The sequence below is a fragment of the Paracoccus sp. (in: a-proteobacteria) genome, assembly GCF_047605025.1.
Classification (GTDB): Bacteria; Pseudomonadota; Alphaproteobacteria; order Rhodobacterales; family Rhodobacteraceae; genus Paracoccus.
In genome coordinates this window covers 1-25,524 of record NZ_JASGGO010000029.1, presented here as the reverse complement: position 1 = coordinate 25,524, position 25,524 = coordinate 1, and the positions used below count along the sequence as shown (strand labels likewise).

The window sequence follows — 25,524 nt, the reverse complement described above, 5'->3', positions numbered from 1 at the left end:
AGAAACAGGGCTTCTCGTGTCATGCATCCTTGTCGCAAGTGGCATCGCACTTGCGGCATGGTCCGTGGTGGAAAGCACCTGGAGCGAATGGCGGCGATGTCCCGCATAAAGCACACCCGCCAAACCAGCATATGTCCTTTGATCAGACGACCCCAGGATGGCCTCTATCCAAGGAACGCGCGCGCCCTGCGGGCTTTGCGGCAAGGGCTGTCGCAAAGCCGGTGGGGTTGCGCGGACGAAGTCATCAACCACCGCCACGATTTGGAAGCGGCGGCCGCCGGTCGGCCATTCCGACGCGAAATCCAGCGGCCAGCGCAGCTTCGGCATCAGCGTCATCGGGCCATCGCGCCAAGCCCCTCGCGGGATCCCTTCCACTTCACAGCCGTATCGGCCCAAAGCGTCAGGGCATTCCCTGGTCACGGGGAAACCCGTTCACCTGTTGCGGGCGATTGCTCCGCCCCGCCGCATGACGTGATCCGTCGCTTGCCGGCAAACGCCCTCCCCAGGTTTCGAAGGCGGGCTCATGATTATCCTTCCATCCAGAAAAGATCACGATCAGCACCTTGACGAAACCCAGGCGCTTCGGGGTTCAGCCGAAACGCCCTTCCGCTTTCCCAACACCCAATTCCGGCGCCCGATGCTCAGGCGGCTTTCTCGACCGCCGCGACGATGCCGTCCACGACCTCGCGCAGGATCCGCTCGTCCTCGGCTTCGGCCATGACCCGGATCAGCGGCTCGGTGCCGGACTTGCGGATCAGGATCCGGCCCGAGCCCGCAAGCCGCACCTCGGCCCTAGCGATCTCGGCCTTGACCTCATCGGCGGACAGCGGATCGGCCCCGGCCTTGTAGCGCACATTCTTCAGCATCTGCGGGACGGGCTGGAACTGCGCTACCAGTTCCGAGGCCCGCCGCCCGCCATCGGACAGCGCCGCCAGGAATTGCAACCCGGCGATCAGCCCGTCGCCGGTGGTGGCGTAATCGGTCATCACGATATGGCCCGACTGCTCGCCGCCCAGGTTGAAGCCCGCGCCGCGCATCCGCTCGACCACATAGCGGTCGCCCACGGCGGTGCGCTCAAGCCGCAGGCCCCGGCCTTGCAGGAACCGCTCAAGCCCCAGATTCGACATCACCGTCGCGACCAGCGCCCCGCCGCGCAGCCGGCCCTGCTCGGCCCAGCGGCCCGCCAGCAGCGCCATGATCTGGTCGCCATCGGCCACCTGGCCCTTTTCGTCGATGATCATCACCCGGTCGGCATCGCCGTCCAGGCTGATGCCCAGATCGGCGCCATGTTCCAGCACCATCCGCGCCGCCGCCTCGGGATGGGTCGAGCCGACGCCGTCGTTGATGTTATGCCCGTTCGGAGCGACGCCCAGGGCAATCACCTCGGCGCCCAGTTCCCAAAGCACGTCCGGCGCGGCGCGATAGGCGGCGCCATTGGCGCAGTCGATCACCACCTTCAGTCCGTCCAGCCGCTGCCCCGAGGGGAACGTCGTCTTCGCATATTCGACATATCGCCCGCGCCCGTCCTCGATGCGCTTGGCGCGGCCGATGCTCTGGGGCGGGGCCGGCTCGACCGTTCCCGCGACGATGCGCTCGATCTCGGCCTCGGCCTCGTCGGACAGCTTGAACCCGTCGGGGCCGAAGAACTTGATGCCGTTATCCGCCGCCGGATTGTGGCTGGCGGAAATCATGATCCCCACATCCGCCCGCATCGAGCGGGTCAGATAGCCCACCGCGGGCGTCGGCACCGGCCCCAGCAGCAGCACGTTCATGCCCGTGCTGGTCAGCCCCGCCGTCAGCGCGTTTTCCAGCATATAGCCCGACAGGCGCGTGTCCTTGCCGATGACGACGCGGTGGTGATCCTCGCCCTTGCGGCGGAAATAGCGCCCGGCGGCGGCGCCCAGGCGCAGCGCCATCTCGGCGGTCATGGGATAGGCGTTGGCGCGGCCGCGCACGCCATCGGTCCCGAAAAGCTTCCTGCTCATATGTCCCCCCCGGTCACGGCCCGCCATAGGGCAAGGCCCTGCCTTGTTTCTTCCACGTCATGGACGCGGTGGATCTGTATGCCCTGCGCGACCCCGGCCAGGGTCACGGCCAGACTGCCTGCCGCCCGGTCCTCGGGGCGCTCGGCGCCGCCGATGGTCCCGATGAACTTCTTGCGCGAGACGCCCAGAAGAAGGGCGCAGCCCAGCCCGTGATAGATCGAGATCCGCCGCAGGATGGCCAGATTATGCCCCTGGTTCTTGCCGAAACCAATGCCGGGATCGATCACGATCCTGTCGCGGGGGATGCCCGCCGCCTCGGCCCGCGCGATCCGCGCCTCCAGCGCGTCGTAAACGTCCAGCAGCACATCGCCATATGAGGGATTTTTCTGCATGGTCTTCGGCACACCCTGGGCATGCATCAGGCAAAGCCCCACACCGGCCTTCGCCACCGTCGCGGCCATGTCGGGATCGAAATCCAGGCCCGAGACATCGTTGACCAGCCCCGCCCCCTCGGCGATGGCCGCCGCCGCGACCCGTGCCTTCCGGGTATCGACCGAGACCGGGGCCAAGCCCGCGACGGCGGCGATGACGGGACGGATACGGTCGATTTCCTGCGGGATCGGCACGTCCTCGGCGCCGGGGCGGGTGGATTCACCGCCAATGTCCAGGATCTCGGCCCCCGCCGCCGCCAGCGCGCGCGCATGCGCCCCACCGTCATAGCACCCGCCATCGGAAAAGCTGTCCGGCGTCGCGTTGACGATGCCCATGATCCGGGGACGGTCCAGCGAAAGCCCCAGCACCGGCGCAGGCAGGGCGGTCAGGCGGGCCAGCACCTCGGGCGGGGCGTCCGAGACGATCCGGGGCGCCGCGCCGCGCCGCAGCAGCTCGAATTCCGAAAACCGCAGCCAGCCACCGGCCAGTCGCCAGCGGCCATGCGCGGCGGGAATCGGGCGGAAATAGTCCCGCGTCACAGCCGGGCCTGCGGCAGATCCGGCGGCGCCTGGGGCGGATCGACGCCTTCGGGCATGGCCCAGCCAAGGTCCGATGCCCCCAGCCGCCGCGCCAGCCAGATCGCCAGCGCCTGCGGCTCGGGCGCAAGATCCGCCACGTCGCGCACCATCCGGGCGGGCGCCCAGACCACGGCGCGCCCCTCGGACGCGGCCCAGTCCAGTTCCGTCCGGCTGTCGGCCACGGTCAGCCCCAGCCGTCCGGCCAAGGCCCAGGCGGCCTGGTCCAGCGCCAGCAGCCGCACCTCGCGCGCGTGGCCGCCCTGCGGCAGCGGCAGGCCCGGATCGGCGGGCACCAAAGCCAGCGCACCCGGCGGCAAGGCCAGGTCGCGGCCGTGATAGATCACGCGGATCGGCGCCGCCGCCTGCTCGGCCTCGACGCGGGCCTGGCGGCGCACCAGCGTCACCCCCAGCGCGCCCGGCACGCGATCCAGCTTTTCGACCGAGACCTGGACCTGGGCCGCGCGCGGATGCGCCAGGATCTGCGCCGCGATCCGCTCGGCCAGGGTTTCCAGCAGGTCATAGCGGCGATCCGCCAACCCCGCCGCGACCGCGCCGGTCAGGATGTCATAGCTGAGGATGCGGTCCACCTCGTCATCGACGCCGATGACCGGCCTGGCCAGCTCCACCTCGATATTGAAGCGCAGGCGCTGCTTCAGGCCACGCTCGGTCTGGAAGGCGCCGATCTCGGCCGAAAGGACGTGATCGCGCAAATGGATGCGGTCGGGATGTTCCATGCCCCAGTCATTGCAGAAAAAACGGCCCCGCCGCAAGGGACGGGGCCGTCTGCATGGCTTGCCTGCGCCGCAAGATCAGTTCGAGGCCAGGCGCTGTCCCGAGCGATAGAAGATATGGCCGCCGATGCGCGTCGTGCGCTCAAACTTGCGCGACCACGAGGGTTTCACCCCGCCGGTATGGAAATAGGTCGCGCCATTGGTCAGGTCGCGCGGCGCACCCAGAAGAGCGGCCTTGGCGATCTGCTGGACGCGGGCATAGGTGCCGCCCTCGCGGATGCGGGCTCTTTTGTTATAGGTGAACTGACCGCTTTGATTGACCACGCCGCAGACCGTCTTGGGAAAGCGGGGATGATCGACGCGGTTCAGGATGACTTCGGCCACGGCGCGCAAGCCGGCCGAGCCTTCGCCACGGGCTTCGAAGTAAAGCGCCTCGGAGAGGCACTGAAGATCTTTCTGGCTGACATTCGCAACCGTTTCCGCGGATGCGCGGTTGCCGGTCTGATAAACGATGCGTTGCTGGTTATCCGCAAGAGCGGGTAGAGCCACAACCGAGGGCAGCACGAGCGCAACACACAGGGAAACGCGCGCCAGCCACGACTGAGGTGTCGACATGTTGAACCTGTTACAAAGGGCCGGGGAGTGGTCACTGTCCGGGCGGTGAGTGGGCCATTCGAGCCCTTGTCTGGAAGTCAAAGGACAGAAAACGTTCCCCCGGCGCTACCCCACTTGGGCGCAAGACGGCAAAACCGGCCCAAATCGGCCGTTTTGGGCGGAAACTCGCCGGGTGAAAAAGCGGCTACGGGCAAGAACCGGCCAAGAAGCGCCCGGCCTGCGACCTTCAGCCGAGGCCGGCCTCGCCGTTTTCGCGCGCCATCAGAATCGATTCCTGCGCCGCGGCAAGACGCGCGACCGGCACCCGGAAGGGCGAGCACGAGACGTAACTTACCCCCGCCCGCAAGCAGAAGGCGATCGATTCCGGGTTGCCGCCATGTTCGCCGCAGACCGAGATGGTGATGCCGGGCGATTGCGCGCGCGCGCGCTCGGTGCCGATGACGACCAGTTCGCCCACGCCCTCCTGGTCCAGGATGTGGAACGGGTCCTCGGCATAGACGCCCTGGCCGACATAGGTGCCCATGAAGCGGCCGGCATCGTCGCGCGACAGGCCATAGGTCATCTGCGTCAGATCGTTCGTGCCGAAGGACAGGAAGGCCGCATGTTCGGCGATGTCGCCCGCCCGCAACGCGGCGCGGGGCGTTTCCACCATGACGCCCAGGCGATAGGTGAAATCCTTGCGGGTTTCATTCCTGACCGCCGCTGCTACGGCGTCGATACGGTTCTTGACCAGTTCGACCTCACGCCGGGCGCTGACCAGGGGGATCATGATTTCGGGGACCACCGCCTCGCCGTTCTCGCTGGCCAGCACGGCGGCCTCGAAGATGGCGCGGGCCTGCATGTCGTAGATCTCGGGCACGGTGATGCCCAGCCGCACGCCGCGCATGCCCAGCATCGGGTTGAATTCCGACAGCGCCTCGACCCGGCGCGTCACGTCCGAAAGGGGCAGGTCGAGGGATTCGGCCAGTTCGCGCATCCCCTCGCGGTCATGGGGCAGGAATTCATGCAAGGGCGGGTCGAAAAGGCGGATCGTGACCGGGAAACCCGCCATAATCTCGAAGAGCTTGGCGAAGTCGCCCCGCTGCATCGGCAACAGCCGCTCAAGCGACAGGCGGCGATCCTCGGGCTTGTCGGCGAAGATCATCTCGCGCATGGCGGGCAGGCGCTCGTCATCGAAGAACATATGCTCGGTCCGGCACAGGCCGATGCCCTGGGCTTTGAACATACGCGCGGTGCGGGCATCCTCGGGCGTGTCGGCATTGGCGCGAATCTTGATGCGGCAATGCTGGTCGGCCCATTCCAGAAGCTGGGCGAAGCTGTCGTCCAGCGCGGGCTCCAGCATCTCGGCCGCGCCGACCAGCACCTCGCCCGAGGTGCCGTCGATGGTGATCTCGTCGCCCTCGTGCAGGACGCGGCTGCCCACGGTCATGGTGCGGGCGCGGGTGTCGATGCTGATCCCCGAGGCACCGACGATGCAGGGCAGGCCGATGCCGCGCGCGATCACCGCCGCGTGGCTGGTCATGCCGCCCCGCTCGGTCAGGACGGCGACGGCGGCGTGCATGCCGCGGATATCCTCGGGAACCGTCTCGCGACGGACCAGGACGCTGTGCTCGCCCCGCGCCTCGGCGGCCTGGGCGGCGGCGGCGGTGAAAACGATGCGGCCCGTGGCGGCGCCGGGGCTGGCATTGATGCCGCGCGCCAGGATGTCGCGCGGCGCGCGCGGGTCCACCTGATGGTGCAGAAGGTCGGAAAGCGCGCGCGGCTCGACCCGCATGATCGCTTCCTCGGGCGGGATGATGCCGTCGTGGCCCAGGGCGGTGGCGATGCGCACGCTGGCGCGCGAACTGCGGTTGACGCGCACCGCGTCGATGATCGACAGCGCCCCGTCTGCGACGACGAATTCGATCTGCATCTCTTCGCGCAGGCGCTCGCGCGCGGCGACGCCGAAGCGGACCAGATCGGCGAAGACCTCGGGCGCGGTCTCTTCCAGCGAGGGGCCGCGCGGGTCGCGGGTCAGATACAGCGTTTCTGCCCCCGCGCCCACGGTGCGGCCCTGGCTTTGGCCACGGAAGCGCCCGGTGATGCGCGGCAGGCCCGTGACCGCATCGGCGAACTGGATCGTGCCCGAGCCGGTCAGCCCCGGCCCGATCGCCTGAGCCATGCGCTGGACCACGAGACCCAGCGGCGCATTCGGCGGCGCGCCCTTGGCCTGGCGCAGAAGCCGCGCGGTCGGCCCTTCCCAGGCGCGCGCCATCGAGCGCAGCACCTCGGCCAGTTGGCGGCCGGGATCCTGGGGGAATTCCTCGTCCGTCTCGTCCTCATAAGCGGCAAGCGCGTCGCGCAGGCTGCCGTCGCCATCCGAGAACATGTCGGGATCCAGCCGCGCGACATGGATGGCATAGGATTGCACGAAGCCCAGATAGATCGCATCGGCAGCGGCCCGGCCCAGGCTTTCGACCAGCCCGGCATGGCGGCGGTCGTTGATGCCGACATTCAGGACCGTGCCCGGCCCGCCCCAGGCCGGATTGACCGCCGAGGGCCGCACGCTGACCAGGCCCTGCGCCTGGTCGATGATCTGGGCAAGCCGCCCCCGGTCGGGCAGGTGCCCCGCCGAGATGGCGCGCACCGCATCCGCCGACAGCGCGAAGCTGACCGGCACGGGCAGGTCCATCCGCACCAGCCGTTGCAGGCATTTCGCCCGCCAGCCGTGGCGCGCGGTCCTGACCCCCGAGGAGGGGGTGATTTCAAGAAGGGCTTCGGGATCGTTCAGTCCGGTCATGGTGGCGCCACCTTAGGCACGGCCCGCGCCGCGCTGCAAGGCCGAAGCGCGGGGGCTGACTGCCCCCGCACCCCCGTGGATATTTGTCCAGGAAGAATGGCTTATCCTTCGACCCTGGTGAAATCGGCGATCAGCCGCCCGGTCTCGCGGATACGCGAGAGCAGGTTCAGCCGGTTGCGGCGGGTGATCTGGTTGTCGGTGTTGATCTGCACCGCCTCGAAAAACGCGTCGATGGGCGCGCGAAGCGTGGCGATGCCCTGGGTGGCGGCCTGAAAATCCTCGTGCCGGACGGCCTCGCGGATCGCGGGCTCGGCGCGGTCGAGGGCGGCGAAAAGCGCGCGCTCCTGGTCGGTCTCGGCGAATTTCGGGTCGGCGCCGAAGCTGTATTCGACGCCGTCCTTGTCCTCGGCCTGGGCGAGGATGTTGCCGGCGCGTTTCAGCCCTTGCAGCAGGTTGGTGCCGTCCTGGGTTTTCAGCGCATCGTTCAGGGCAGTGGCGCGGTTGACCAGCAACACGAGGTCGTCGTTGCCGGGCATGGAGAGCACGGCGTCGATGATGTCGTGGCGGATGTTCTGGTCCTTGAGGAAGACCTTGAGGCGGTCGTGGAAGAAGGCGAGGATGTCGGTGGCACGAGGGCCGATCCAAGTAACGTCCATTTCTTCGCTGGTCAGGTCTGTGGCAAGGGGGGCATTTTCATACCAATCACCAATGCCAGTATTGCTCAACGTCCATAGATGCTCTGAGAAGCTCTTCAGCAAGGACATCCGCACCCCATTCCCCAGCACCAGCCGGATCACCCCCAGCGCCGCGCGGCGCAGGGCGAAGGGGTCTTTCGAGCCGGTGGGCTTTTCGTCGATGGCCCAGAAGCCGGTCAGCGTGTCCAGCTTGTCGGCCAGCGCCACAGCCACCGAGACCGGCGCCGAGGGCACGGCATCGGAGGGGCCAAGCGGCGAATAATGGTCGCGGGCGGCATCGGCGACCTCGGCGGACTTGCCGGCCTCAAGGGCGTAATAGCGGCCCATCGTGCCTTGCAGTTCGGGGAACTCGCCGACCATGGCCGAGCGCAGGTCGAGTTTCGCGATCCTCGCGGCGTCCTCGGCCTGATCCGCATTAGCGCCGACCAGCGGCGCGATTTCGCGCGCCAGCGCGGCGATCCGCTCGATGCGATCCGCCTGCGAGCCCAGCTTGCTCTGGAAGGTGACGGATTTCAGCCCCTCGGCCCAGTCCGCCATGCCCGCCCGCGCCTCGCGCAGGTCGTTGTCCCAGAAGAAGGCCGCGTCGGACAGGCGTGCCGCCAGCACGCGCTGGTTGCCTTTCAGGATCGTCTCGCCATGGTCGAGGGTCTCGATATTGGCGACGGTGACGAAGCCCTCGATGCGGCCGGTTTTCGGATTGCGGGCCGAGAAGAACTTCTGATGTTCCTTCATCGAGGTTTGCAGCACCTCGGGCGGCAGGGACAGGAAGCGGTCCTCGATGGCGCCCATCAACGGAACGGGCCATTCGACCAGGCCCGCGATCTCGGCCAGCAGGGCGTCGTCGGGCACGATCTCCCAGCCGCGGGCGAAGGCGAGGTTGGCGGCCTCTTGCCGGATCGCGGCCTCGCGCTCGGCCGGGTCCAGCATGACCTTGGCGCGGCGCAGCTTGGCGGCGTAATCATCGAAACCCGAGACGGTGAAGGCGTCGGGCGCCATGAAGCGGTGGCCGCGCGTGGTGTTGCCCGAGGCGATGCCCTCGATTTCCAGGGGCACCACCGAGGCGCCGGCCTCGTCGCTCAGCAGGCAGACGATCGAATGCAGCGGGCGGACCCAGCGCAGCGCGCCCGCGCCCCAGCGCATGGATTTCGGCCAGGGGAAGTCGCGGATGGCGGCTTCCAGCACCTCGGCCACGATTTCGGACGCCGGGCGGCCGGGCTTCTGGATCACGGCGAACCAGACCTGGCCCTTCTTGTCGTCGCGGGCTTCCAACTGGTCCCTGGTCAGGCCGGTCGAGCGCAGGAAGCCTTGCAGCGCCGCGTCGGGGGCGTCGGTGCGTGGGCCCTTGCGTTCCTCGCGCGTGGTCGGGCTGTGGGCGGTCAACCCCTCGACCGCCAGGACCAGGCGGCGGGGGGTGCTGAACGCGCCCGCGCCGGCATAGGTCAGGCCGGCGCCCACCAGCCCGTCGGTCACCAGCTTCTTAAGGTCTTCGCGCGCGCGGGCTTGCATGCGCGCCGGGATTTCTTCCGAGAACAGCTCGATCAGAAGGTCGGGCATCAGTCCATCACTCCGCGTTCGGGGGTCTTGTCGTTGAATTGCTGCCAGCCATAGGCGCGGCCGTCGGGATAGACGGCGATCACGCGATCCACGTCGGGGCGTATTTCGGGCTGGGCCAGATAGGCTTGCGCCGCGCCCGAGGCCAGGTCGGCCCCGATCCGCGCGGCGTCGAAGCAGGAAAACCAGTTCGGCCCGATCAGCGGCGTGGGCTGGGGGAAGGCTTCGGCATCCTGTGGCAGCGGCTGGGTCAGGTGAAAGCAGGCCCGCCAGCGGATGGGCGAGCTGGAGGCGTCGATCGCCTCGACGCCATCGGTGGCCAGCGGCACCGGCCTGCCACCCGCGATCACCGTCAGCGCGACCGCCGAGGGGTCGAGCCGGTCATAGAAGCCGTATTCCTGCGCATACCAGACGCCCACGCCCGCCGCGACGGCGGCGCCCAGGATCAGCAGCGCAGGAATGCGGCCGTTCATTCAGGCCCCCGCCGGAAATGCCGGCAGAGCCTCGCCCGTCGCGGCCGAGGTGGTGACGAACAGATCGGCGCAGCGTTTCGCCAGCGCCCGGACGCGGCCGATATAGGCTTGCCGTTCCGTGACCGAGATCACGCCGCGCGCGTCCAGCAGGTTGAACAGGTGGCTGGCCTTGATCGCCTGGTCATAGGCCGGATGGGCCATGACGATGCTGCGCCCCGCCGCGTCGCTGTCCGGTGCGCTCAGGATGCGGTCGCACTCGGCCTCGGCATCCTTGAAATGTTGCAGCAGCGTCGCGGTATCGGCCTGGTCGAAGTTCCAGCGCGAATATTCCCGCTCGGCCTGGCGGAAGATGTCGCCATAGCTCAGCGGGATCGGGCTGGAAGGCGCGTTGAAGGGCATGTCCATGACATGCTCCACCCCCAGCACATACATCGCCAGCCGCTCCAGCCCATAGGTCAGTTCGCCCGAGACGGGTCGGCAATCATGCCCGCCGACCTGCTGGAAATAGGTGAACTGGCTGACCTCCATGCCGTCGCACCAGACCTCCCAGCCCAGACCCCAGGCGCCCAGCGTCGGGCTTTCCCAGTCGTCCTCGACGAAGCGCACATCATGGATCATCGGGTCCAACCCGATGGCTTTCAGGCTGCCCAGGTAAAGCTCCTGAAGGTTCGGCGGGCTGGGTTTGACGATGACCTGATACTGATAGTAATGCTGAAGCCGGTTCGGATTCTCGCCGTAGCGGCCATCGGTCGGGCGGCGCGAGGGCTGGACATAGGCCGCAGCCCAGGGCCGCGCGCCCAGGGATCGCAGCGTGGTCGCCGGGTGGAAGGTGCCCGCGCCCACCTCCATGTCATAGGGTTGCAGGACGGCGCAGCCCTGGGCCGCCCAATAGGATTGCAACCGCAGGATTATGTCCTGAAAGCAGACGGGTTTCGCCGTCTGATTGTCCTGGGGGCTGGTCATCGCGGTTTCCTTCGGCATAACTGGCAGGAAAGGTCAGCCGCCTTCTAGGCAGAGGGCGGCGCGGGGTCAATGAGACGGAGGTTCGGATGCGGCGCTTTGCGGTGATCTTGGGTATGGCATTGCCGGCTATGGCGGGCACGGGTGCCTGGGCCGAGGATGTCGTGATCCGCATCGAGGCCAAGCGCGGCACGGACGCAGCCCAGCTTGCGGCGGAAAGATGGGCCGCGCGGTTTCCCGATGTGGTGACATTTCCGATGGCCGAGGGCTGGGTCGCCATCGCGCTGGGGCCGATGCCGCGCGAAGAGGCCGCGCCGCGCTTGCAGCAGTTGAAGCAGGAAAGCAAGGTGCCGGGCGACAGCTTCCTGTCTCCGGCCCAGGGCCGCAACCTGACCCGGCTGGCGGGCGCGGCCCCGGCCCCCGCGACGCCCGAGCCCCCCGCCGCCCCAGCCATCGGCAGCGCCTCGACCTTCCCACAAGGGGGGCCTGCGCCAAAGGCCGAGACCGGGGATGAGCCGCCCCTGGGCGATCTGGCGGGCGAGGATGCCCCGGCGGTGGCTGTGTCCGCTCCGGCTGCGCCCGAAATCGCACCGGAAGCCGCGCCCGAACCCGCCGCGCCGCCGCAAGTCGTCATCCGCATCGAATCCAGTTCGGACCCCTCGCGCGCCGAGGCCGCGCTTGTGAAATACCGGACCGCCCTGCCCGAGGCCGGGCTTTGGACCCTGCCCAATGGCCGCAGCGCCGTGGGCTTCGGCCCGATGGACGAGGCGACGGGCAAGGCGTGGCTGCGGGCGCTGAAATCGGCGGGCACGGTGCCGGGCGACGCCTTCCTGGCCGATGCGGATGAGATGGGCGAGATCCGCCTGATCGGCGGCAAACCCGAACTGGGCGCACCCCTGCCCGAAGGCGCCGCCCCCCTGCCCCTGCCGCCGCTGGACCAGATCCAGCGCGCGCTGCGTTGGGCCGGGCATTACCAGGGCGCCATCGACGGCAAGGACGGGCCGATGACGCAGAAGGCCATCGCCGAAGAAATCGTGCGGCTGCGCGCCTCGCCCGATCCGGGGACGGCCATGGCCGAACTGATCCGCCGCCGCGACGCCTGGCGCACGGAAAGCGGCCTCGTGGAACTGCGCGACACGCATACCGGCCTGTCCCTGCCCGCGCCGATGGCGAAGCTGCAATTCGACCGGGCCGAGCGGGCACTGTCGATCTATGGCCCCAGGGACGGCTCGGGCGCGGCGCTGATCCTGTTCTCGCAGCCCGGTGGCCAGCAAGAGATGCTGGACCTCGCGGGGCTGGTCACGGCCTTGGGCTGGGTGCCCGCGCCCGAACGCCAGGTGGCGCGGGGCAGCGTCATCCTGGACGGGCACAACCAGACCCATCTGGGCCATGCCGAGGGCCGCGTCGTCGATGGCCAGGTCCAGGGCTTCGTCCTGATCTGGCCGATCCAGGACGGCGACCAGGCGCGGCGGATAAGCGCCGAGATATCGGACCACCTGACGCGCTTCACGCCAAGCCAGGCCCAGGATCCGGCCACGTCGCCGGAGGTGCCCGCGACGCCCCAGGTGGCGCCCGCCGGCAATCCCTGACGCCTAGCTGCGCCAGAAGCGCGGCAGGAACAGGACGAAGACGGTCAGAAGTTCCAGCCGGCCCAGATACATGCCCAGCGTCATCATCCATTTGGCGGCGGTGGGCAGGTCCGTCACGGCGCCATACTCGGACAGTTCCGGCCCCCACATCACGCCCACATTGGCGATGGCGGTCCAGGCCCCGGTCAGGGCGGTGCGCGGATGCAGGCCCGTCATCGCCAGACCGACGATCAGAAGCCCGAAGGTCAGCATGAAGAGCGTGAAGAAGGACATCACCGAATCAACCACGTCCTGATCCAGCGGCTGGCCATCGTAAAGCAGCGGAAAGATCCGGTGCGGCGATCGCATCCGGCGGATCTGCGCCTTGACCGCCTGGACCAGCACCAGATAGCGAAACACCTTGACCGAGCACGAGGTCGAGCCGGTGCAGCCCCCGATCAGCCCGACGATGATCAGCACGACCAGCGGGAAATGCCCCCAGGTCGTCGTGTTGGTCGAGGCGAAGCCGGTGCCGGAAAAGGTCGAGATGACGTTGAACGTGGTTTCGCGGATCACGTCCAGGGGATGCCTCGCCTCTAGCCAGAGCAGGCGATAGATCACGATCGAGGCCACCGCGTAGAACGTCCAGCGCAGATAGGCGCGGATCTGGATATCCCGCCACATCGGCTGGGCCGAGCCCCGGATCAGTTGCACCATGCGGATGAACGGGATCGATGCCAGCACCATGAAGAACGAGGCGGCATATTCCGGCGCCCCGATATAAGGTCCGAAACTGCTGTCGTAATTCGAGAATCCCCCGGTCGAGCAGGTGGAAAGCGCCAGCACCAGCGCGTCGAACCCCTCCATCCCCAGCAGGATATAGGTGATCATGCAGGTCGCGGTCAGCGCGATATAGACGCCCGTTGTCTCGCGCGCGATGTCGAAGGCGCGGGGCAGGATCTTGCCCAGCGTGTCGAAACCCTCGGAGCGGAAGAACTGCATGCCGCCGACCTTCATCACCGGCATGAAGATCATCGCGACCACGATGATCCCCAGCCCCCCGGCCCAGTTCAGGAAACCGCGCCACAGGTTGGTGCCCTTGGGCAGACCGTCCAGCCCCGAAAAGACGGTGGTGCCGGTGGTGGTCAGGCCCGACATGGCCTCGAAATAGGCGTCGGTAAAGCCGACATGCGGCGCGCCGATGACAAAGGGAAGCGCGCCCACCGCCGGCAGCACCGCCCAGATCGCGGCGGTCAGGAGAAACGCCTGCTCCAGCGTCAGGGCTTTGCTGGCATCTGCGGTGGCCAGCGTGACCAGCCCGCCAGCCAGCACGCTCAGCATCCCGGCCTCAAGGAAGCTGCGCCAATGCGGGTCCCCACCCCACCAGTCGACGATCATCGGCAGGACCATCGCCGCGCCCAGCGTGGTGACCAGCTTGCCGATTGTATTGGCCACGGGGCGGATGTCGATCATGCCCACCTGCTTGCCGCGCGCCATGGCCTGCGTCAAGGCAGCGCGCGGACCCGGCCTTCAGGTGCTTGCAAGCCTGTGTCCAACTGCCTATAGATCATGGCCGATGCGGGTGTAGCTCAATGGTAGAGCAGCAGCCTTCCAAGCTGAATACGTGGGTTCGATTCCCATCACCCGCTCCACTCCCCAAATCGCGGCCTTCTGTCCCACGGTCCTTAGGCCACACCGTCCTTGGATCTCACCGCCATTGACGCCCGCCCTTCCGTTCAGGGCGCGCGCCACCTATATGCGTTGCGTTGAAACACGCCGTTTCCGCAACCGGCCGAAAGGATCTAGATGTCCCGCAAAGCGACGCAACGCCTGTCCTTTTTCCTGCTGATGGGGCTGACCCTTTATGCCGCCCTCTGGGGCGCGGGCTAGCGGGCCATGGCGAAACGCTTCGGGGACCGCTTCTCGCCCGGCGGCATCCGGCTGGACGGCAGCGAACAACGCCCAATCGCCCGGCCCGAGCCCGGCCAGATCCGTCATCCGCTGGAATCGCGCACGCGCTGGATCACCATCATGGCCGTGCCGCTTCTGCTCAGCGCCTTCTGGCAGGAACCCGTGGGCATGGCGAGCCAGCTTGCGGGCTTCGGCGCGATCGCCTTCGGCATGGCCCTGACGCGCGAGGGGCTGCGGGCCGAGGCGGCCTATGACGCCCGCCGCGCCGCGCGCCGCCCGGCCTTTCCCCGCAAGCTTTTCGGCGGGGTGCTGGCGGCCCTTGGCCTGGGCCTGGGCGCCTGGGCGCCGGGCGCTGAAACGGGCGCGGCGGTGATCGGGCTGGCGGGGCTTGCGCTGCATTTCCTGGCCTTTGGCCCCGACCCCATGCGCGACAAGGGGATGGAAGGCATCGACAGCGCCCAGCAGGACCGCGCCCGCCGCATCATCGCCGAGGGCGAGGCGCATCTGAAAGCCATGCAGGACGCGATCCTTCGCACCGGCGACCGCCGCCTGGAGGCGCGGGTGGGCCTGTTCGCCGCCACCGCGCGCGAGCTTTTCGCGCGGGTCGAGGAGGAGCCGGGCGATATCGGCGCCAGCCGCCGCTATCTGGGGATCTATCTGCAAGGGGCGCGGGACGCGACGGTGAAATTCGCCGATCTTTACGCCCAGACCCACGATCCCCGCGCGCGCCTGGATTATGAGACCCTGCTGAGCGATCTGGAAACCGAATTCGCCGCCCGCAGCCGCAAGCTGGCCGACGGCAGCCGCAGCAATCTGGATATCGAGATCGGCGTGCTGCGCGACCGCCTGGCACGCGAGGGGGTGGCGACGCGGCCGATGACGATGGACGATCTTCTGCTCCGCCCCGAGGGCGAGAAACCGCGCCGCTGATGCCCCGCTTCGCCCTGCTGATCGAATATGACGGCGCCCCCTTCGCGGGCTGGCAGGCCCAGGCCGAACAGCCCAGCGTTCAGGGCGCCATCGAGGCGGCGCTGGCCCGGCTGGACCCCGGCTTTGCCGCCGGCGCGCGGATCGCGGCGGCGGGACGCACCGATGCCGGCGTCCATGCCACGGGACAGGTGGCCCATGCGGATCTGCTGCGCGACTGGGACCCGTTCCGGCTGTCCGAGGCGCTGAACTGGCACCTGAAGCCCGCCCCGGTAGCGATCCTGGCCGCCGCCCGCGTCCCCCAGGATTTCCACGCCCGATTCTCGGCCCATGAGCGGCGCTATACCTTTCGCCTGGTCGCCCGCCGCGCGCCGGTCACGCATGACCGGGGCGCGGTCTGGCAGGTGCTGAACCCGTTGGATAGCGGCGCCATGCGCGCCGGCGCGGCGCATCTTCTGGGCTTGCGGGATTTCACCACCTTCCGCTCGACCATGTGCCAGTCGAAAAGCCCGGTGAAGACCCTGGACGAGATCCGCATCGAGGAGATGGCGATCCCGCAGGGCGTCGAATACCGCTTTCACCTGCGCGCGCGGTCCTTTCTGCACAATCAGGTGCGCTCGATCGTGGGCACTCTGGAGCGGGTGGGCGCGGGGGCATGGCATCCCGACCGGGTGGCGCAGGCCCTGGCGGCGCGCGACCGCGCGGCCTGCGGGCCGGTCTGCCCGCCGCAGGGGCTTTATCTGACAGGCGTAGGCTATCCGACAGACCCGTTCACGGGCTGATCATTCGGCGGGAACGCCCAGGGCCTGCGGGACCGGACGCGCGGGGGTATTCGCCGGAATGGCCGGCGTCGTGGCCGTGACCCTGGCCAGCTTCGCCGAAGCGATCCGCTCGGCCGCGGCCGAGGGCTGGCGGCGGGGCTTGCGGCCCTGCCAATGCGGAATCACCACCGTCATCACCGTGTGCCACAGGATCCACAGATCAACGCGCAGATTGCGGCGGCGCTGATAAATCAGGTCCAGCCGCAGCTTGGTCGGCAGGCAACGGCGGTAATAGGCGGCCTCGGTCGCGTCAGCGGTCTTGCAGCGCGCCATGATCCGATCCTCATGCGCGTGATAGATCATCGTCGCAAGGCCGGTCACGCCAGGGCGATTCTTCAGCACCTGCCCATAAAGGGTCGGAAAACGCTCGACATATTCCCGAAGCGGGGGGCGCGGGCCGACAAAGCTCATGTCGCCGCGCAGGATGTTGAAAAGCTGCGGCAACTCGTCGATGCGGGTGCGGCGCAGGAAACTCCCGACGCGGGTGATGCGCCAATGCTTGTGCGCCCCGGTCGCGCCGGAATCGGCGTCATGGCGCAGCATGGTGCGGAACTTGAGCAAATCGAACTGCTCGCCCGGCGCGCGCATGCGCGGCGCGACATAGAACAGGGGCCGCCCCTGCATCACCAGCAACACCGCCGCGACGATGCCCATGACCAAAGACAGCGGGATCAGCAAAAGCAGCGCGAAAACCACGTCGAAGGCCCGCTTGCGCCAAGTCATTCCGATGCGCTCGGCGGGCTGGACCGGCCTGGACATGCTGCGGCCATCGACCGGGGCAAGGTCGCAAAGATCAGCTCTGTCCCAATCATGGCGAATTGTCACAGTTCGGATCCCGTCCCTTGCGGCCTGCTTCTTAGCGTTTTGCCCTAACATAGGGCCATTCAAAAGCAAATGTTCGCAAGCGCGATCTGCGACAGTCTTGCGAAACCGTGTCCTTTCGGCCAGTCTTCGCGCATTGGCCGGAAATTGCCGACGGGTGGAGAGATGCGGAAATTCCTTGTCGTTCTGGACGATACGCGCGAATGTCTGAACGCAATTCGCTATGCCGCGATGCGGGCCGCGAAGACGAATGGCGGGGTGCAGGTCCTGGCCGTGATCTCGGCCTCGGACATCCAGCACGGCCTGGGCGTGGCCGATGTGATGCGCGCCGAAGCCTATGAGCGAATCCAGGCCCATTTCGACGTATATGCCAAATGGATGCGCGACAGGCCCGGCATCGAGCCCGAACTTATCGTGCGCGAGGGCGAGCCTGCCACCGAGCTTCTGGCCCAGATCGGCCACGATCCCGAGATCGGCGTGCTGGTGCTGGCCGCTTCCAGCGACAGTGCCGGGCCGGGGCCTCTGGTCACGCGGATGATCCGCGAGATGCCGACGCTGCCCTGCCCGATCACCATCGTGCCGGGCGACATGTCGCGCGAAAGGCTGGAAAAGATCACCTGAACCGGGCGGGGCTGGAAAAATGCGATCCGGCCGGGAACCGGGGGGACGGGCTTCGACTTGACTTGCCCCCCTGCCAATCCCCATATCCCCGGCAAAGGAGCGCCCCGATGTTCATCCAGACCGAGACCACCCCGAACCCCGCCACGCTGAAATTCCTGCCCGGCGAAACCGTGCTGGAAAGCGGCACCGCCGATTTCCCCGAGGCCGAATCGGCCGGAGCCAGCCCGCTTGCCCGCCGCATCTTCGCGGTGCCCGGGGTGACGGGCGTGTTCCTCGGCTCGGACTTCGTGACCGTGACCAAGGCCGAGTCGGCGCTCTGGGACCATCTGAAACCGTCGGTCCTGGGCGCGATCATGGAGCATTACCAGTCCGGCGCGCCGGCGATCGAGGGCGCCGCCCAAAGCGCCCATAACGACCAGGCTGGCCCGGATGCCGAGATCGTCACCCAGATCAAGGAGCTTCTGGACACCCGCGTGCGCCCCGCCGTGGCCCAGGACGGCGGCGACATCACCTTCCACGGCTTCGACCGGGGCGTGGTCTATCTGCACATGCAGGGCGCCTGCGCGGGCTGCCCCTCGTCGACCCTGACGCTGAAGATGGGGATCGAGAATCTGCTGCGCCACTATATCCCCGAAGTGACCGAGGTTCGCCCCGTTGGCTGAGCCTCTGGTCCTGGGCTTCGACACATCGGCCGCGCATTGCGCGGCCGCTTTGCTGCTGGGCGGGCGGGTGCTGGCCAGCCGCGATGAGGCCATGGCCAAGGGCCAGGCCGAACGGCTGTTCCCCCTGCTGCAAGAACTGCTGGACGAGGCCGGCCGGAACTGGGCGCAGCTTGCGGTAATCGGCGTCGGCACCGGGCCGGGGAATTTCACCGGCATCCGAATCGCTGTCGCCGCCGCGCGCGGACTGGCGCTGTCGCTGGGTATCCCCGCCATCGGCGTCGGCGGTCTTGAGGCATCGGCCCTGGACTTGCCGCGCCCCTGCCGCATCCTGATCCCCACACGCGCGGATCAGGTGCTGTGGCAGGATTTCGGCCCGCAGGGGGCCTTGACCGCCCTGCCCGCGCAGGACCATCCCCAGGATCTGCCCCCCGGCCCGCCCCCGGCCCGGCCGCTTTATCCGCTGGCCGAGGCCATCGCCCGGATCGCGCTGGCGCGACGCGAGATCCCCGGCCTGCCGCGCCCGGCACCGATCTATCTGCGCCCCGCCGATGCCGCCCCCGCGCGCGACCGTGGCCCGATCATCCTGGCATGAGCGCGAATCTGCTGGCCGATCTGCATCTGCGCTGCTTCGGCACCCATCCGCGCCCCTGGTCGGCGGCCGAGATCGAGGATCTGCTGTCCAGCCCCCTGAATTTTCTTCTGACCGCGCCCCAAGGCTTCCTGATCGGCCGCACCATCGCCGACGAGGCCGAGTTGCTGACCCTGGCCGTGGCCCCGGAAACCCGCCGCCAGGGCATAGCGCGTGGGCTGTTGCGCGATTTTCAGGCAGAGGCGCGGACGCGCGGCGCGGCGCTGGCTTTCCTTGAGGTAGCCTCGGACAATGCGGCCGCACATGCGCTTTACCTTAGCGATGGCTGGGCGGATGCGGGATTGCGGCGCAACTATTACGCCCCCGGAATCGATGCGATCTTGATGCGGCGCGGGTTCTAAGCTTGCACAAGCCGGTTGACGGCCTCGGGTCCTTGCGCATGATCCCCTGATCACCGGGCTGAATCGCCCGCAAAACAGGTTGAGGTCCGTATCATGTCGTTGATGAAATCCCTTATGGCCGGAGCCGCCCTGGCGCTTTCGCCGCTGACCGCGCTTGCGGACCCGGCCCTGATCTTCGATCTGGGTGGCAAATTCGACAAATCCTTCAACGAGGCCGCCTATGAAGGCGCCGAACGCTGGAAGGCCGAGACCGGCGGCACCTATAAGGAACTGGAGATGCAGTCCGAGGCGCAGCGTGAACAGGCGCTTCGCCGCCTGGCCGAGACCGGCGCCAATCCGGTGGTGATGACCGGCTTCGCATTCGGCGAAATCCTGAACAAGGTCGCGAAGGACTATCCCGACACGAAATTCGTCAACATCGACACGGTGGTCGAACAGCCGAACGTGCAATCCGTGGTCTTTGCCGAAGAGCAGGGCTCGTATCTGGCCGGCGTGATGGCGGCGAAAGCCTCGAAGTCGGGCACGGTCGGGTTCATCGGCGGCATGGACATCCCGCTGATCCACAAGTTCGAATGCGGCTATGCCCAAGGCTTCAAGGCCACCAACCCCGAGGGCAAGCTGGTGATCAACTATACCGGCACCACCCCCGCCGCCTGGAACGACCCGGTCAAGGGTGGCGAACTGGTCAAGGCCCAGATCTCGCAGGGGGCGGACGTGATCTATGCGGCGGCGGGCGGCACCGGCATCGGCGTGTTGCAGGCGGCGGCCGATGCGGGCATCCTGTCGATCGGTGTGGACAGCAACCAGAACCACCTGCATCCGGGCAAGGTGCTGACCTCGATGGTCAAGGGCGTGGACAATTCGGTCTATGAGGCGTTCAAGGCCGGAACCGACGTGCAGCCGGGGATCAAGCTGATGGACCTGGCCTCGGGCGGGGTGTCGGTCGCCATGGACGACAACAACAAGCCCCTGATCACCGACGAGATGACCGCCGCCGTCGAGGCCGCGACCAAGGGCATCGCCGATGGCTCGATCAAGGTGCATGACTACATGGCCGACAACACCTGCCCGGTGCAGTGATGCCGGCGGCCGACGGCAATGAGACGCGCGCCCCCGCAATCGAATTGCGGGGGATCTCCAAGGCGTTCGGCCCGGTGCAGGCCAACAAGGGCATCGACCTGTCGGTTCCGCGCGGCAGCATCCACGGCATCATCGGCGAAAACGGAGCCGGGAAATCGACGCTGATGTCGATCCTTTACGGCTTCTACCGACCCGATGCGGGCGAGATCCTGATCGGCGGCAAGCCCACCGCCATCGTCGACAGCCAGACGGCGATCCGCGTGGGCATCGGCATGGTATTCCAGCATTTCAAGCTGGTGCAGAACTTCACCGTTCTGGAAAACGTCGTCCTGGGGGCCGAGGATGGGGGCCTTCTGCGTCCCTCTCTGGCGCGCGCACGGGGCGAGTTGAAGCGGCTGGCCCAGGAATACGAGCTTCAGGTCGATCCCGATGCGCTGATCGAGAACCTGTCCGTCGGCCACCAGCAGCGGGTCGAGATCCTGAAGGCGCTTTACCGCCAGGCCGAGATCCTGATCCTGGACGAGCCGACCGGCGTGCTGACCCCGGCCGAGGCGGACCACCTGTTCCGCATCCTCCGCGGGCTGCGGGACGAGGGCAAGACCATCATCCTGATCACGCACAAGCTGCGCGAAATCATGGAGATCACCGACAATGTCAGCGTGATGCGACGGGGCCAGATGGTGGCCTCGGTCAAAACCGCCGAGACCAGCCCCGCGCAACTGGCCGAACTGATGGTCGGCCGCAAGGTGCTGCTGCGCGTGGACAAGGCACCCGCCACGCCCGGCGCGCCCATCCTGGAAATCCGGGGCCTGCGCATGGTCGATGCGGCGGGCGTCGAGCGGCTGCGCGGCATTGATCTGGACATCCGGGCGGGCGAGGTCCTGGGCATCGCGGGCGTGGCCGGGAACGGCCAGAGCCAGCTTCTGGAAATCCTGGGCGGCTATCCCGAAAAGGGCGCCAAGCTTGAGGGCCGGATCAGCCTGAAGGGCCAGAACCTGCCGCTGACCGGCTCGGACGCGCGTGCCCGGCGGGTGGGGGGCGTGGGCCATGTCCCCGAGGACCGCCAGGTCGAGGGGCTGATCATGGATTTCGCCGCCTGGGAGAACGTCGCCTTCGGCTATCACGACGCGCCCGAGTTCAATCATGGCGTGCTGATGGACAATTCCGCCATCCGCGCCGACGCTCAGGGCAAGATCCAGCGTTTCGACGTGCGGCCTCCGAACCCGGATCTGGCGGCCAAGAATTTCTCGGGCGGAAACCAGCAAAAGGTCGTGGTGGCCCGCGAGGTCGAGCGCAACCCGGACCTGCTGCTGATCGGCCAGCCCACGCGGGGCGTCGATATCGGCGCGATCGAGTTCATCCACAAGCGGATCATCGAGCTGCGCGATGCGGGCAAGGCGGTGTTGCTGGTCTCGGTCGAACTGGACGAGATCCTGGCGCTTTCGGACCGGATCGCGGTGATGTTCGATGGCCGCATCATGGGCGAGCGCCTGCCCGAAGAGGCCACGACCGCCGATCTGGGCTGCCTGATGGCCGGGGTCGACCCCGCCGTGACGCCGCCCGGTCAGTCGATTCCGCCTGCCGCGACGGCCGGTATCGGCCCCGAGGGAGTTGCCTGATGCGGCGTCGCGTGCCTCCGGCGGGGATATTTGAACAAGAAAGAATTTGGGCGGGGATGCGCTGATGGACCGAATGCCGAAATGGGCGGATGTGATACTGACGCCGCTGATCTCGCTGTTGCTGGCCTTCGCCATATCGGCCCTGGTGATCCTGGCGATAGGCGAAAGCCCGGTCGAGGCGCTGAAGGTCATGGTCGAGGGTGCGCTCGGCTCCAGCTACGGCTGGGGTTTCACACTGTATTACACGACGAATTTCATCTTTACGGGACTTGCGGTGATGGTCGCCTATCACGCGGGCCTGTTCAATATCGGCGGCGAGGGGCAGGCGGCAATGGGGGGGCTGGGCGTCGCGTTGGCGCTGCTTTACATCCCTTGGCCGCATTGGGCGCTGGCCCTGCCCGCCGCCATGATCGGGGCCGCCGGCTTCGGCGCGCTTTGGGCGCTGATCCCGGCCTGGCTGCAAGCAAGGCGCGGCAGCCATATCGTGATCACCACGATCATGTTCAACTTCATCGCGGCGGCGCTTCTGAACTATGTGCTGGTGAACCTGCTGCGCCCCGTGGGTAGCATGGACCCTGCCTCGGCGCGCTTTCCAGACGCGGTGCATCTGCCGAAGCTGTCCGATCTGGCGCTTGGCCTGGGCATGCAATGGGGCAAGAACACCCCCGCCAACGTGACCTTCTTCGTCGCCGTCGCCGCCTGCGTCCTGATCTGGCTGCTGATCTGGCGCACGCGCCTTGGCTATGAAATCCGCGCCTTCGGCAAGTCCGAGCGCGGCGCGATCTATGCCGGGATCTCTCCGGTCAGGATCACGGTCGTCGCCATGCTGATCTCGGGCGGGTTGGCGGGCCTGATGGCCGTCAACAACGTCATGGGCGAGGCCGAGCGGCTGGTCCTGAACGCCGTCGAGGGAGCGGGCTTCATCGGCATCGCCGTGGCGCTGATGGGCCGCAACCATCCTTTCGGCGTATTGCTGGCGGCGCTGCTTTTCGGCTTTCTCTATCAGGGCGGTGGCGAGCTTGCGCTTTGGACCACGATCCCGCGCGAGTTGATCGTCGTGATCCAGGCGCTGGTCATCCTGTTCACGGGCGCGCTGGACAATCTGGTCCGCATGCCACTTGAGAAGCTTTTCATGGCCATTCGGCGCAAGGGGGCATGATGGATTTCCCGACGATCATCCAGATCCTGGACAGCGCCGTGCGCCTGATGGTGCCCCTGCTGCTGGCATGTCTGGCCGGACTTTACTCCGAACGTGCCGGGGTTTTCGACATCGGGCTAGAGGGCAAGATGCTGATGGCGGCCTTTGCCGCCGCCTCGGTCGCCTATGCCACGGGCAGCGCCTGGCTGGGGCTTGTGGCGGGAATGGCGGGCGCGCTGGCGCTGGCGCTGATCCATGGCGCGGCCTCGATCACGTTCCGGGGCAACCAGCTGATTTCGGGGGTGGCGATCAACTTCCTGGCCTCGGGACTGACGGTGCTGCTGGGGCAGAAGATCTTCGGACTGGGCGGGCGCACCCCCTCGCTGGAAGGCGCCGCGCGCTTCAATGAGATCACGCTGCCCTTTGCCGACCTGATTCGGCCCACGCCGGTGATTGGTCCGATCTATGCCGATCTCATTTCGGGGCATACGGTGCTGGTCTATCTGGCCTTCGCCCTGGTGCCGCTGACCTGGTGGATACTTTATCGCACCCGCTTCGGGCTGCGGCTGCGGGCGGTGGGCGAGAACCCGGCCTCGGTAGATACGGCGGGCGTCTCGGTCACGCGGCTGCGCTATGCGGCGGTCCTGATCTGCGGCGGGCTCTGCGGGCTGGCGGGGGCCTATCTGGCCACCGGCATCTCGGCGGGCTTCGTCAAGGAGATGACGGCGGGCCGGGGCTATATCGCGCTCGCCGCGCTGATCTTCGCCAAATGGCGGCCATGGGGCGCGCTGGGGGCGACCTTCCTGTTCGGCATCCTCGAAGCCCTTGCGAACCGCTTCCCGAACCTGGACCTGGGCTTTATCACCGTGCCCTCGATGTTCATGAACGCGCTGCCCTATATCCTGACCGTTTTCATCCTGGCCGGCTTCGTCGGACGCGCCGTCCCGCCTCGCGCCGGAGGCGAACCCTATGTCAAGGAGCGCTGAGCTTGCGCGCCTGATCAAGGCCCGCGCCGGGGATCGTGCGCCGGAACATGCGCTGATCCTCGGCTCGGGGCTGGGGCATCTGGCCCAGGCGGTGGAGGGGGTCGAGATCCCCTATTCCGACTTGCCCGGCTTTCCCCATGCCGGCGTCTCGGGCCATGTGCCGGCATTGGTGATCGGACAGTTGGAAGGCCGGCGCGTGGCAGTTCTGGGCGGCCGGGCGCATTATTACGAATCGGGCCGCGCCGATGCGATGCGCCCGGCGCTGGAAACCCTGAAGGCGCTGGGATGCGAAAACCTCATCCTGACCAATGCGGCGGGCAGCCTGCGCCCCGAGATGCCGCCCGGATCGCTGATGCTGCTCTCCGATCACATCGCCTTCGCCGGCGCCAACCCCCTGATCGGCGAACCGTCCGAGGCCCGCTTCGTGCCGCTGACCGACGCCCATGACCACGGCATCCGCGCGGACTTGCGGGCCGCCGCCCAGGCCGAAGGCGTCGCCCTGCCCGAGGGGGTCTATTGCTGGTTCTCGGGTCCAAGCTTCGAGACCCCGGCCGAGATCCGCGCCGCCAGGATCCTGGGCGCCGACGCGGTGGGCATGTCCACCGTCCCCGAGATCATCCTCGGCCGCTTCCTCGGACTGCGCTGCGCGGCGGTCTCGGTCATCACCAATATGGGCGCCGGCCTCTCGGATGAGCGGATCAGCCATGAGCATACCAAAGCCATGGCCCCCCTCGGCGCGGCCAAGCTGGAGCGCATCCTGCGCCGCTACCTGCGCGGCTAGGCCCCAGCTTCTTTCTTGCCTAAATATCCCCGCCGGAGGCTCCGACAGCGCCATCGGCACCGCCTTCGCCCGCCAGGCGGAACAGCCGAACCCGCAGCGGGTCCGGCCATTGGATCAATAGACATAAACCGGCGTGCCCACCGGAACCTGCTCGTAAAGATCCATCACCGCCTCGTTGCGCATGCGCAGGCAGCCATTCGACACCGCGCGGCCGATCGAATTCGGCTCGGTCGTGCCATGGACGCGGATCGAGGTGTCGTTGCCCTTGGCGTCATAAAGATAAAGCGCCCGCGCGCCCAGCGGATTGGTCGGCCCACCCGGCATGCCGCCAGCCCATTTGCCGTATTGCTGGGGCTTGCGCTTGATCATCGCGGGCGTGGGGGTCCAGCTCGGCCATTCGGTCTTGCGGCCAACGGTGGCGCGGCCGCGCCAGATCAGCTCGTCCTTGCCGACGGCCACGCCATAGCGGATGGCCCGGCCCGGCGCGACGACATGATACAGGAAAAAGTCCTTCGAGACCACGACGATGCTGCCCACCTCGAAATCGGGGCGAATCGCCACTTCGGTGGGGGCATAGGGATCGACCTTGGGCTGGACCTTGGCCGGGACCTTGGCCGGGGCGGCGGGCATGGCCTGGCCCTGCGCCATACCCAGCGCGGGCGCGGCGAGCAAAGGCAGGGTCAGCATCAGCATCTGACGACGGTTCATGTTCACTTCCTGGATACGGGCTGCTTTTCCTTGGCGGTAACGACTTGCTCGCGGGGGATCAACTCAAAGCGCCGTGACGCGCTTGAATGAC

Annotated in this window: 23 protein-coding genes and 1 tRNA gene; 13 read left to right on the top strand and 11 right to left on the bottom strand. The window is 67.6% G+C overall.

Features of this window, described 5'->3' with window-relative positions; all coding sequences use genetic code 11:
* Window positions 1-641: 641 nt before the first annotated feature.
* The 8 genes from glmM to QM682_RS15155 all read right to left on the bottom strand — a co-directional run bounded on the left by glmM (window position 642) and on the right by QM682_RS15155 (window position 10,802).
* Window positions 642-1,985 (bottom strand): phosphoglucosamine mutase, encoded by a 1,344-nt coding sequence (gene glmM, locus QM682_RS15190; protein WP_415131217.1) that lies wholly within the window; start codon window positions 1,983-1,985, stop codon window positions 642-644.
* Window positions 1,982-2,956 (bottom strand): dihydropteroate synthase, encoded by a 975-nt coding sequence (gene folP / locus QM682_RS15185; RefSeq protein WP_415131215.1) that lies wholly within the window; start codon window positions 2,954-2,956, stop codon window positions 1,982-1,984. The genes glmM and folP overlap by 4 nt, the downstream gene beginning before the upstream one ends.
* On the bottom strand, window positions 2,953-3,729 hold the full coding sequence (locus QM682_RS15180) for a dihydroneopterin aldolase (protein WP_415131213.1): 777 nt from the start codon (window positions 3,727-3,729) through the stop codon (window positions 2,953-2,955). Before QM682_RS15180 ends, folP begins: the two co-directional genes overlap by 4 nt.
* Before the next feature lie 75 nt (window positions 3,730-3,804).
* Window positions 3,805-4,341: a cell wall hydrolase gene (locus QM682_RS15175; RefSeq protein ID WP_415131211.1), complete on the bottom strand. Its 537-nt coding sequence runs from the start codon at window positions 4,339-4,341 to the stop codon at window positions 3,805-3,807.
* Between the two features lie 226 nt (window positions 4,342-4,567).
* Window positions 4,568-7,120: a putative PEP-binding protein gene (locus QM682_RS15170; protein WP_415131209.1), complete on the bottom strand. Its 2,553-nt coding sequence runs from the start codon at window positions 7,118-7,120 to the stop codon at window positions 4,568-4,570.
* A 101-nt stretch (window positions 7,121-7,221) separates the two neighbouring features.
* Window positions 7,222-9,369, bottom strand: a complete 2,148-nt coding sequence (gene glyS / locus QM682_RS15165; protein WP_415131207.1) for a glycine--tRNA ligase subunit beta — start codon at window positions 9,367-9,369, stop codon at window positions 7,222-7,224.
* Window positions 9,369-9,839, bottom strand: a complete 471-nt coding sequence (locus tag QM682_RS15160; protein ID WP_415131205.1) for a DUF6446 family protein — start codon at window positions 9,837-9,839, stop codon at window positions 9,369-9,371. Before QM682_RS15160 ends, glyS begins: the two co-directional genes overlap by 1 nt.
* On the bottom strand, window positions 9,840-10,802 hold the full coding sequence (locus QM682_RS15155; protein ID WP_415131203.1) for a glycine--tRNA ligase subunit alpha: 963 nt from the start codon (window positions 10,800-10,802) through the stop codon (window positions 9,840-9,842).
* 86 nt (window positions 10,803-10,888) lie between these two features.
* Here QM682_RS15155 and QM682_RS15150 point away from each other — a divergent pair, with 86 nt between their 5' ends.
* Window positions 10,889-12,388: a peptidoglycan-binding domain-containing protein gene (locus QM682_RS15150; protein ID WP_415131201.1), complete on the top strand. Its 1,500-nt coding sequence runs from the start codon at window positions 10,889-10,891 to the stop codon at window positions 12,386-12,388.
* A 3-nt stretch (window positions 12,389-12,391) separates the two neighbouring features.
* Here the strand turns inward: QM682_RS15150 and QM682_RS15145 are convergent, their stop codons facing one another.
* Window positions 12,392-13,840: a TrkH family potassium uptake protein gene (locus QM682_RS15145; protein ID WP_415131199.1), complete on the bottom strand. Its 1,449-nt coding sequence runs from the start codon at window positions 13,838-13,840 to the stop codon at window positions 12,392-12,394.
* 105 nt (window positions 13,841-13,945) lie between these two features.
* Here QM682_RS15145 and QM682_RS15140 point away from each other — a divergent pair.
* From QM682_RS15140 to truA, 3 genes are all read left to right on the top strand, one after another.
* A tRNA-Gly gene (locus QM682_RS15140) sits at window positions 13,946-14,019 on the top strand.
* A 244-nt stretch (window positions 14,020-14,263) separates the two neighbouring features.
* Entirely contained in the window at window positions 14,264-15,208 is a 945-nt protein-coding gene (locus tag QM682_RS15135) for a 5-bromo-4-chloroindolyl phosphate hydrolysis family protein (RefSeq protein ID WP_415131197.1), read from the top strand.
* Window positions 15,208-15,987 (top strand): tRNA pseudouridine(38-40) synthase TruA, encoded by a 780-nt coding sequence (truA, locus tag QM682_RS15130; protein ID WP_415131195.1) that lies wholly within the window; start codon window positions 15,208-15,210, stop codon window positions 15,985-15,987. Before QM682_RS15135 ends, truA begins: the two co-directional genes overlap by 1 nt.
* On the opposite strand, the gene QM682_RS15125 is transcribed toward truA, so the two are convergent.
* The gene (locus tag QM682_RS15125; RefSeq protein WP_415131193.1) at window positions 15,988-16,785 is read right to left on the bottom strand and encodes a sugar transferase; all 798 of its coding nucleotides are present in this window, start codon (window positions 16,783-16,785) and stop codon (window positions 15,988-15,990) included.
* A gap of 228 nt (window positions 16,786-17,013) precedes the next feature.
* Here QM682_RS15125 and QM682_RS15120 point away from each other — a divergent pair, with 228 nt between their 5' ends.
* The 9 genes from QM682_RS15120 (at window position 17,014) to QM682_RS15080 (ending at window position 24,725) form a co-directional block, all read left to right on the top strand.
* On the top strand, window positions 17,014-17,469 hold the full coding sequence (locus QM682_RS15120; protein WP_415131191.1) for a universal stress protein: 456 nt from the start codon (window positions 17,014-17,016) through the stop codon (window positions 17,467-17,469).
* Window positions 17,470-17,576: 107 nt separating this feature from the next.
* Window positions 17,577-18,131 (top strand): NifU family protein, encoded by a 555-nt coding sequence (locus QM682_RS15115; protein ID WP_415131189.1) that lies wholly within the window; start codon window positions 17,577-17,579, stop codon window positions 18,129-18,131.
* The gene (tsaB, locus tag QM682_RS15110; RefSeq protein ID WP_415131187.1) at window positions 18,124-18,723 is read left to right on the top strand and encodes a tRNA (adenosine(37)-N6)-threonylcarbamoyltransferase complex dimerization subunit type 1 TsaB; all 600 of its coding nucleotides are present in this window, start codon (window positions 18,124-18,126) and stop codon (window positions 18,721-18,723) included. The genes QM682_RS15115 and tsaB overlap by 8 nt, the downstream gene beginning before the upstream one ends.
* Entirely contained in the window at window positions 18,720-19,121 is a 402-nt protein-coding gene (locus tag QM682_RS15105; RefSeq protein WP_415131185.1) for a GNAT family N-acetyltransferase, read from the top strand. The genes tsaB and QM682_RS15105 overlap by 4 nt, the downstream gene beginning before the upstream one ends.
* Window positions 19,122-19,214: 93 nt before the next feature.
* The gene (locus QM682_RS15100) at window positions 19,215-20,201 is read left to right on the top strand and encodes a BMP family lipoprotein (RefSeq protein ID WP_415131183.1); all 987 of its coding nucleotides are present in this window, start codon (window positions 19,215-19,217) and stop codon (window positions 20,199-20,201) included.
* Window positions 20,201-21,820, top strand: coding sequence for an ABC transporter ATP-binding protein (locus tag QM682_RS15095; protein ID WP_415131181.1), 1,620 nt, complete (start codon window positions 20,201-20,203; stop codon window positions 21,818-21,820). Before QM682_RS15100 ends, QM682_RS15095 begins: the two co-directional genes overlap by 1 nt.
* A gap of 64 nt (window positions 21,821-21,884) precedes the next feature.
* A complete protein-coding gene (locus QM682_RS15090) occupies window positions 21,885-22,979 on the top strand; it encodes an ABC transporter permease (protein ID WP_415131179.1) in 1,095 nt (364 codons plus the stop codon).
* Window positions 22,979-23,944 carry an ABC transporter permease gene (locus QM682_RS15085; protein ID WP_415131177.1) on the top strand — a complete coding sequence of 322 codons (966 nt, stop codon included), beginning with the start codon at window positions 22,979-22,981 and terminating at the stop codon, window positions 23,942-23,944. Before QM682_RS15090 ends, QM682_RS15085 begins: the two co-directional genes overlap by 1 nt.
* On the top strand, window positions 23,928-24,725 hold the full coding sequence (locus QM682_RS15080; RefSeq protein ID WP_415131175.1) for a purine-nucleoside phosphorylase: 798 nt from the start codon (window positions 23,928-23,930) through the stop codon (window positions 24,723-24,725). The genes QM682_RS15085 and QM682_RS15080 overlap by 17 nt, the downstream gene beginning before the upstream one ends.
* Window positions 24,726-24,839: 114 nt before the next feature.
* On the opposite strand, the gene QM682_RS15075 is transcribed toward QM682_RS15080, so the two are convergent.
* Window positions 24,840-25,433, bottom strand: coding sequence for a L,D-transpeptidase (locus QM682_RS15075; protein ID WP_415131173.1), 594 nt, complete (start codon window positions 25,431-25,433; stop codon window positions 24,840-24,842).
* Between the last annotated feature and the right edge of the window lie 91 nt (window positions 25,434-25,524).

Excerpts from the sequence above, each read along its gene's own strand:
- QM682_RS15175 (WP_415131211.1), bottom strand. The coding sequence starts at position 4,341 with ATGTCGACACCTCAGTCGTGGCTGGCGCGCGTTTCCCTGTGTGTTGCG.
- QM682_RS15095 (WP_415131181.1), top strand. The coding sequence starts at position 20,201 with ATGCCGGCGGCCGACGGCAATGAGACGCGCGCCCCCGCAATCGAATTG.
- QM682_RS15145 (WP_415131199.1), bottom strand. The coding sequence starts at position 13,840 with ATGATCGACATCCGCCCCGTGGCCAATACAATCGGCAAGCTGGTCACC.
- QM682_RS15135 (WP_415131197.1), top strand. The coding sequence starts at position 14,264 with ATGGCGAAACGCTTCGGGGACCGCTTCTCGCCCGGCGGCATCCGGCTG.
- glmM (WP_415131217.1), bottom strand. The coding sequence starts at position 1,985 with ATGAGCAGGAAGCTTTTCGGGACCGATGGCGTGCGCGGCCGCGCCAAC.
- QM682_RS15090 (WP_415131179.1), top strand. The coding sequence starts at position 21,885 with ATGGACCGAATGCCGAAATGGGCGGATGTGATACTGACGCCGCTGATC.
- QM682_RS15100 (WP_415131183.1), top strand. The coding sequence starts at position 19,215 with ATGTCGTTGATGAAATCCCTTATGGCCGGAGCCGCCCTGGCGCTTTCG.
- QM682_RS15180 (WP_415131213.1), bottom strand. The coding sequence starts at position 3,729 with ATGGAACATCCCGACCGCATCCATTTGCGCGATCACGTCCTTTCGGCC.
- QM682_RS15120 (WP_415131191.1), top strand. The coding sequence starts at position 17,014 with ATGCGGAAATTCCTTGTCGTTCTGGACGATACGCGCGAATGTCTGAAC.
- QM682_RS15105 (WP_415131185.1), top strand. The coding sequence starts at position 18,720 with ATGAGCGCGAATCTGCTGGCCGATCTGCATCTGCGCTGCTTCGGCACC.
- QM682_RS15080 (WP_415131175.1), top strand. The coding sequence starts at position 23,928 with ATGTCAAGGAGCGCTGAGCTTGCGCGCCTGATCAAGGCCCGCGCCGGG.
- QM682_RS15155 (WP_415131203.1), bottom strand. The coding sequence starts at position 10,802 with ATGACCAGCCCCCAGGACAATCAGACGGCGAAACCCGTCTGCTTTCAG.
- QM682_RS15160 (WP_415131205.1), bottom strand. The coding sequence starts at position 9,839 with ATGAACGGCCGCATTCCTGCGCTGCTGATCCTGGGCGCCGCCGTCGCG.
- QM682_RS15125 (WP_415131193.1), bottom strand. The coding sequence starts at position 16,785 with ATGTCCAGGCCGGTCCAGCCCGCCGAGCGCATCGGAATGACTTGGCGC.
- QM682_RS15075 (WP_415131173.1), bottom strand. The coding sequence starts at position 25,433 with ATGAACCGTCGTCAGATGCTGATGCTGACCCTGCCTTTGCTCGCCGCG.
- QM682_RS15085 (WP_415131177.1), top strand. The coding sequence starts at position 22,979 with ATGGATTTCCCGACGATCATCCAGATCCTGGACAGCGCCGTGCGCCTG.
- glyS (WP_415131207.1), bottom strand. The coding sequence starts at position 9,369 with ATGCCCGACCTTCTGATCGAGCTGTTCTCGGAAGAAATCCCGGCGCGC.
- QM682_RS15150 (WP_415131201.1), top strand. The coding sequence starts at position 10,889 with ATGCGGCGCTTTGCGGTGATCTTGGGTATGGCATTGCCGGCTATGGCG.
- QM682_RS15115 (WP_415131189.1), top strand. The coding sequence starts at position 17,577 with ATGTTCATCCAGACCGAGACCACCCCGAACCCCGCCACGCTGAAATTC.
- QM682_RS15170 (WP_415131209.1), bottom strand. The coding sequence starts at position 7,120 with ATGACCGGACTGAACGATCCCGAAGCCCTTCTTGAAATCACCCCCTCC.
- truA (WP_415131195.1), top strand. The coding sequence starts at position 15,208 with ATGCCCCGCTTCGCCCTGCTGATCGAATATGACGGCGCCCCCTTCGCG.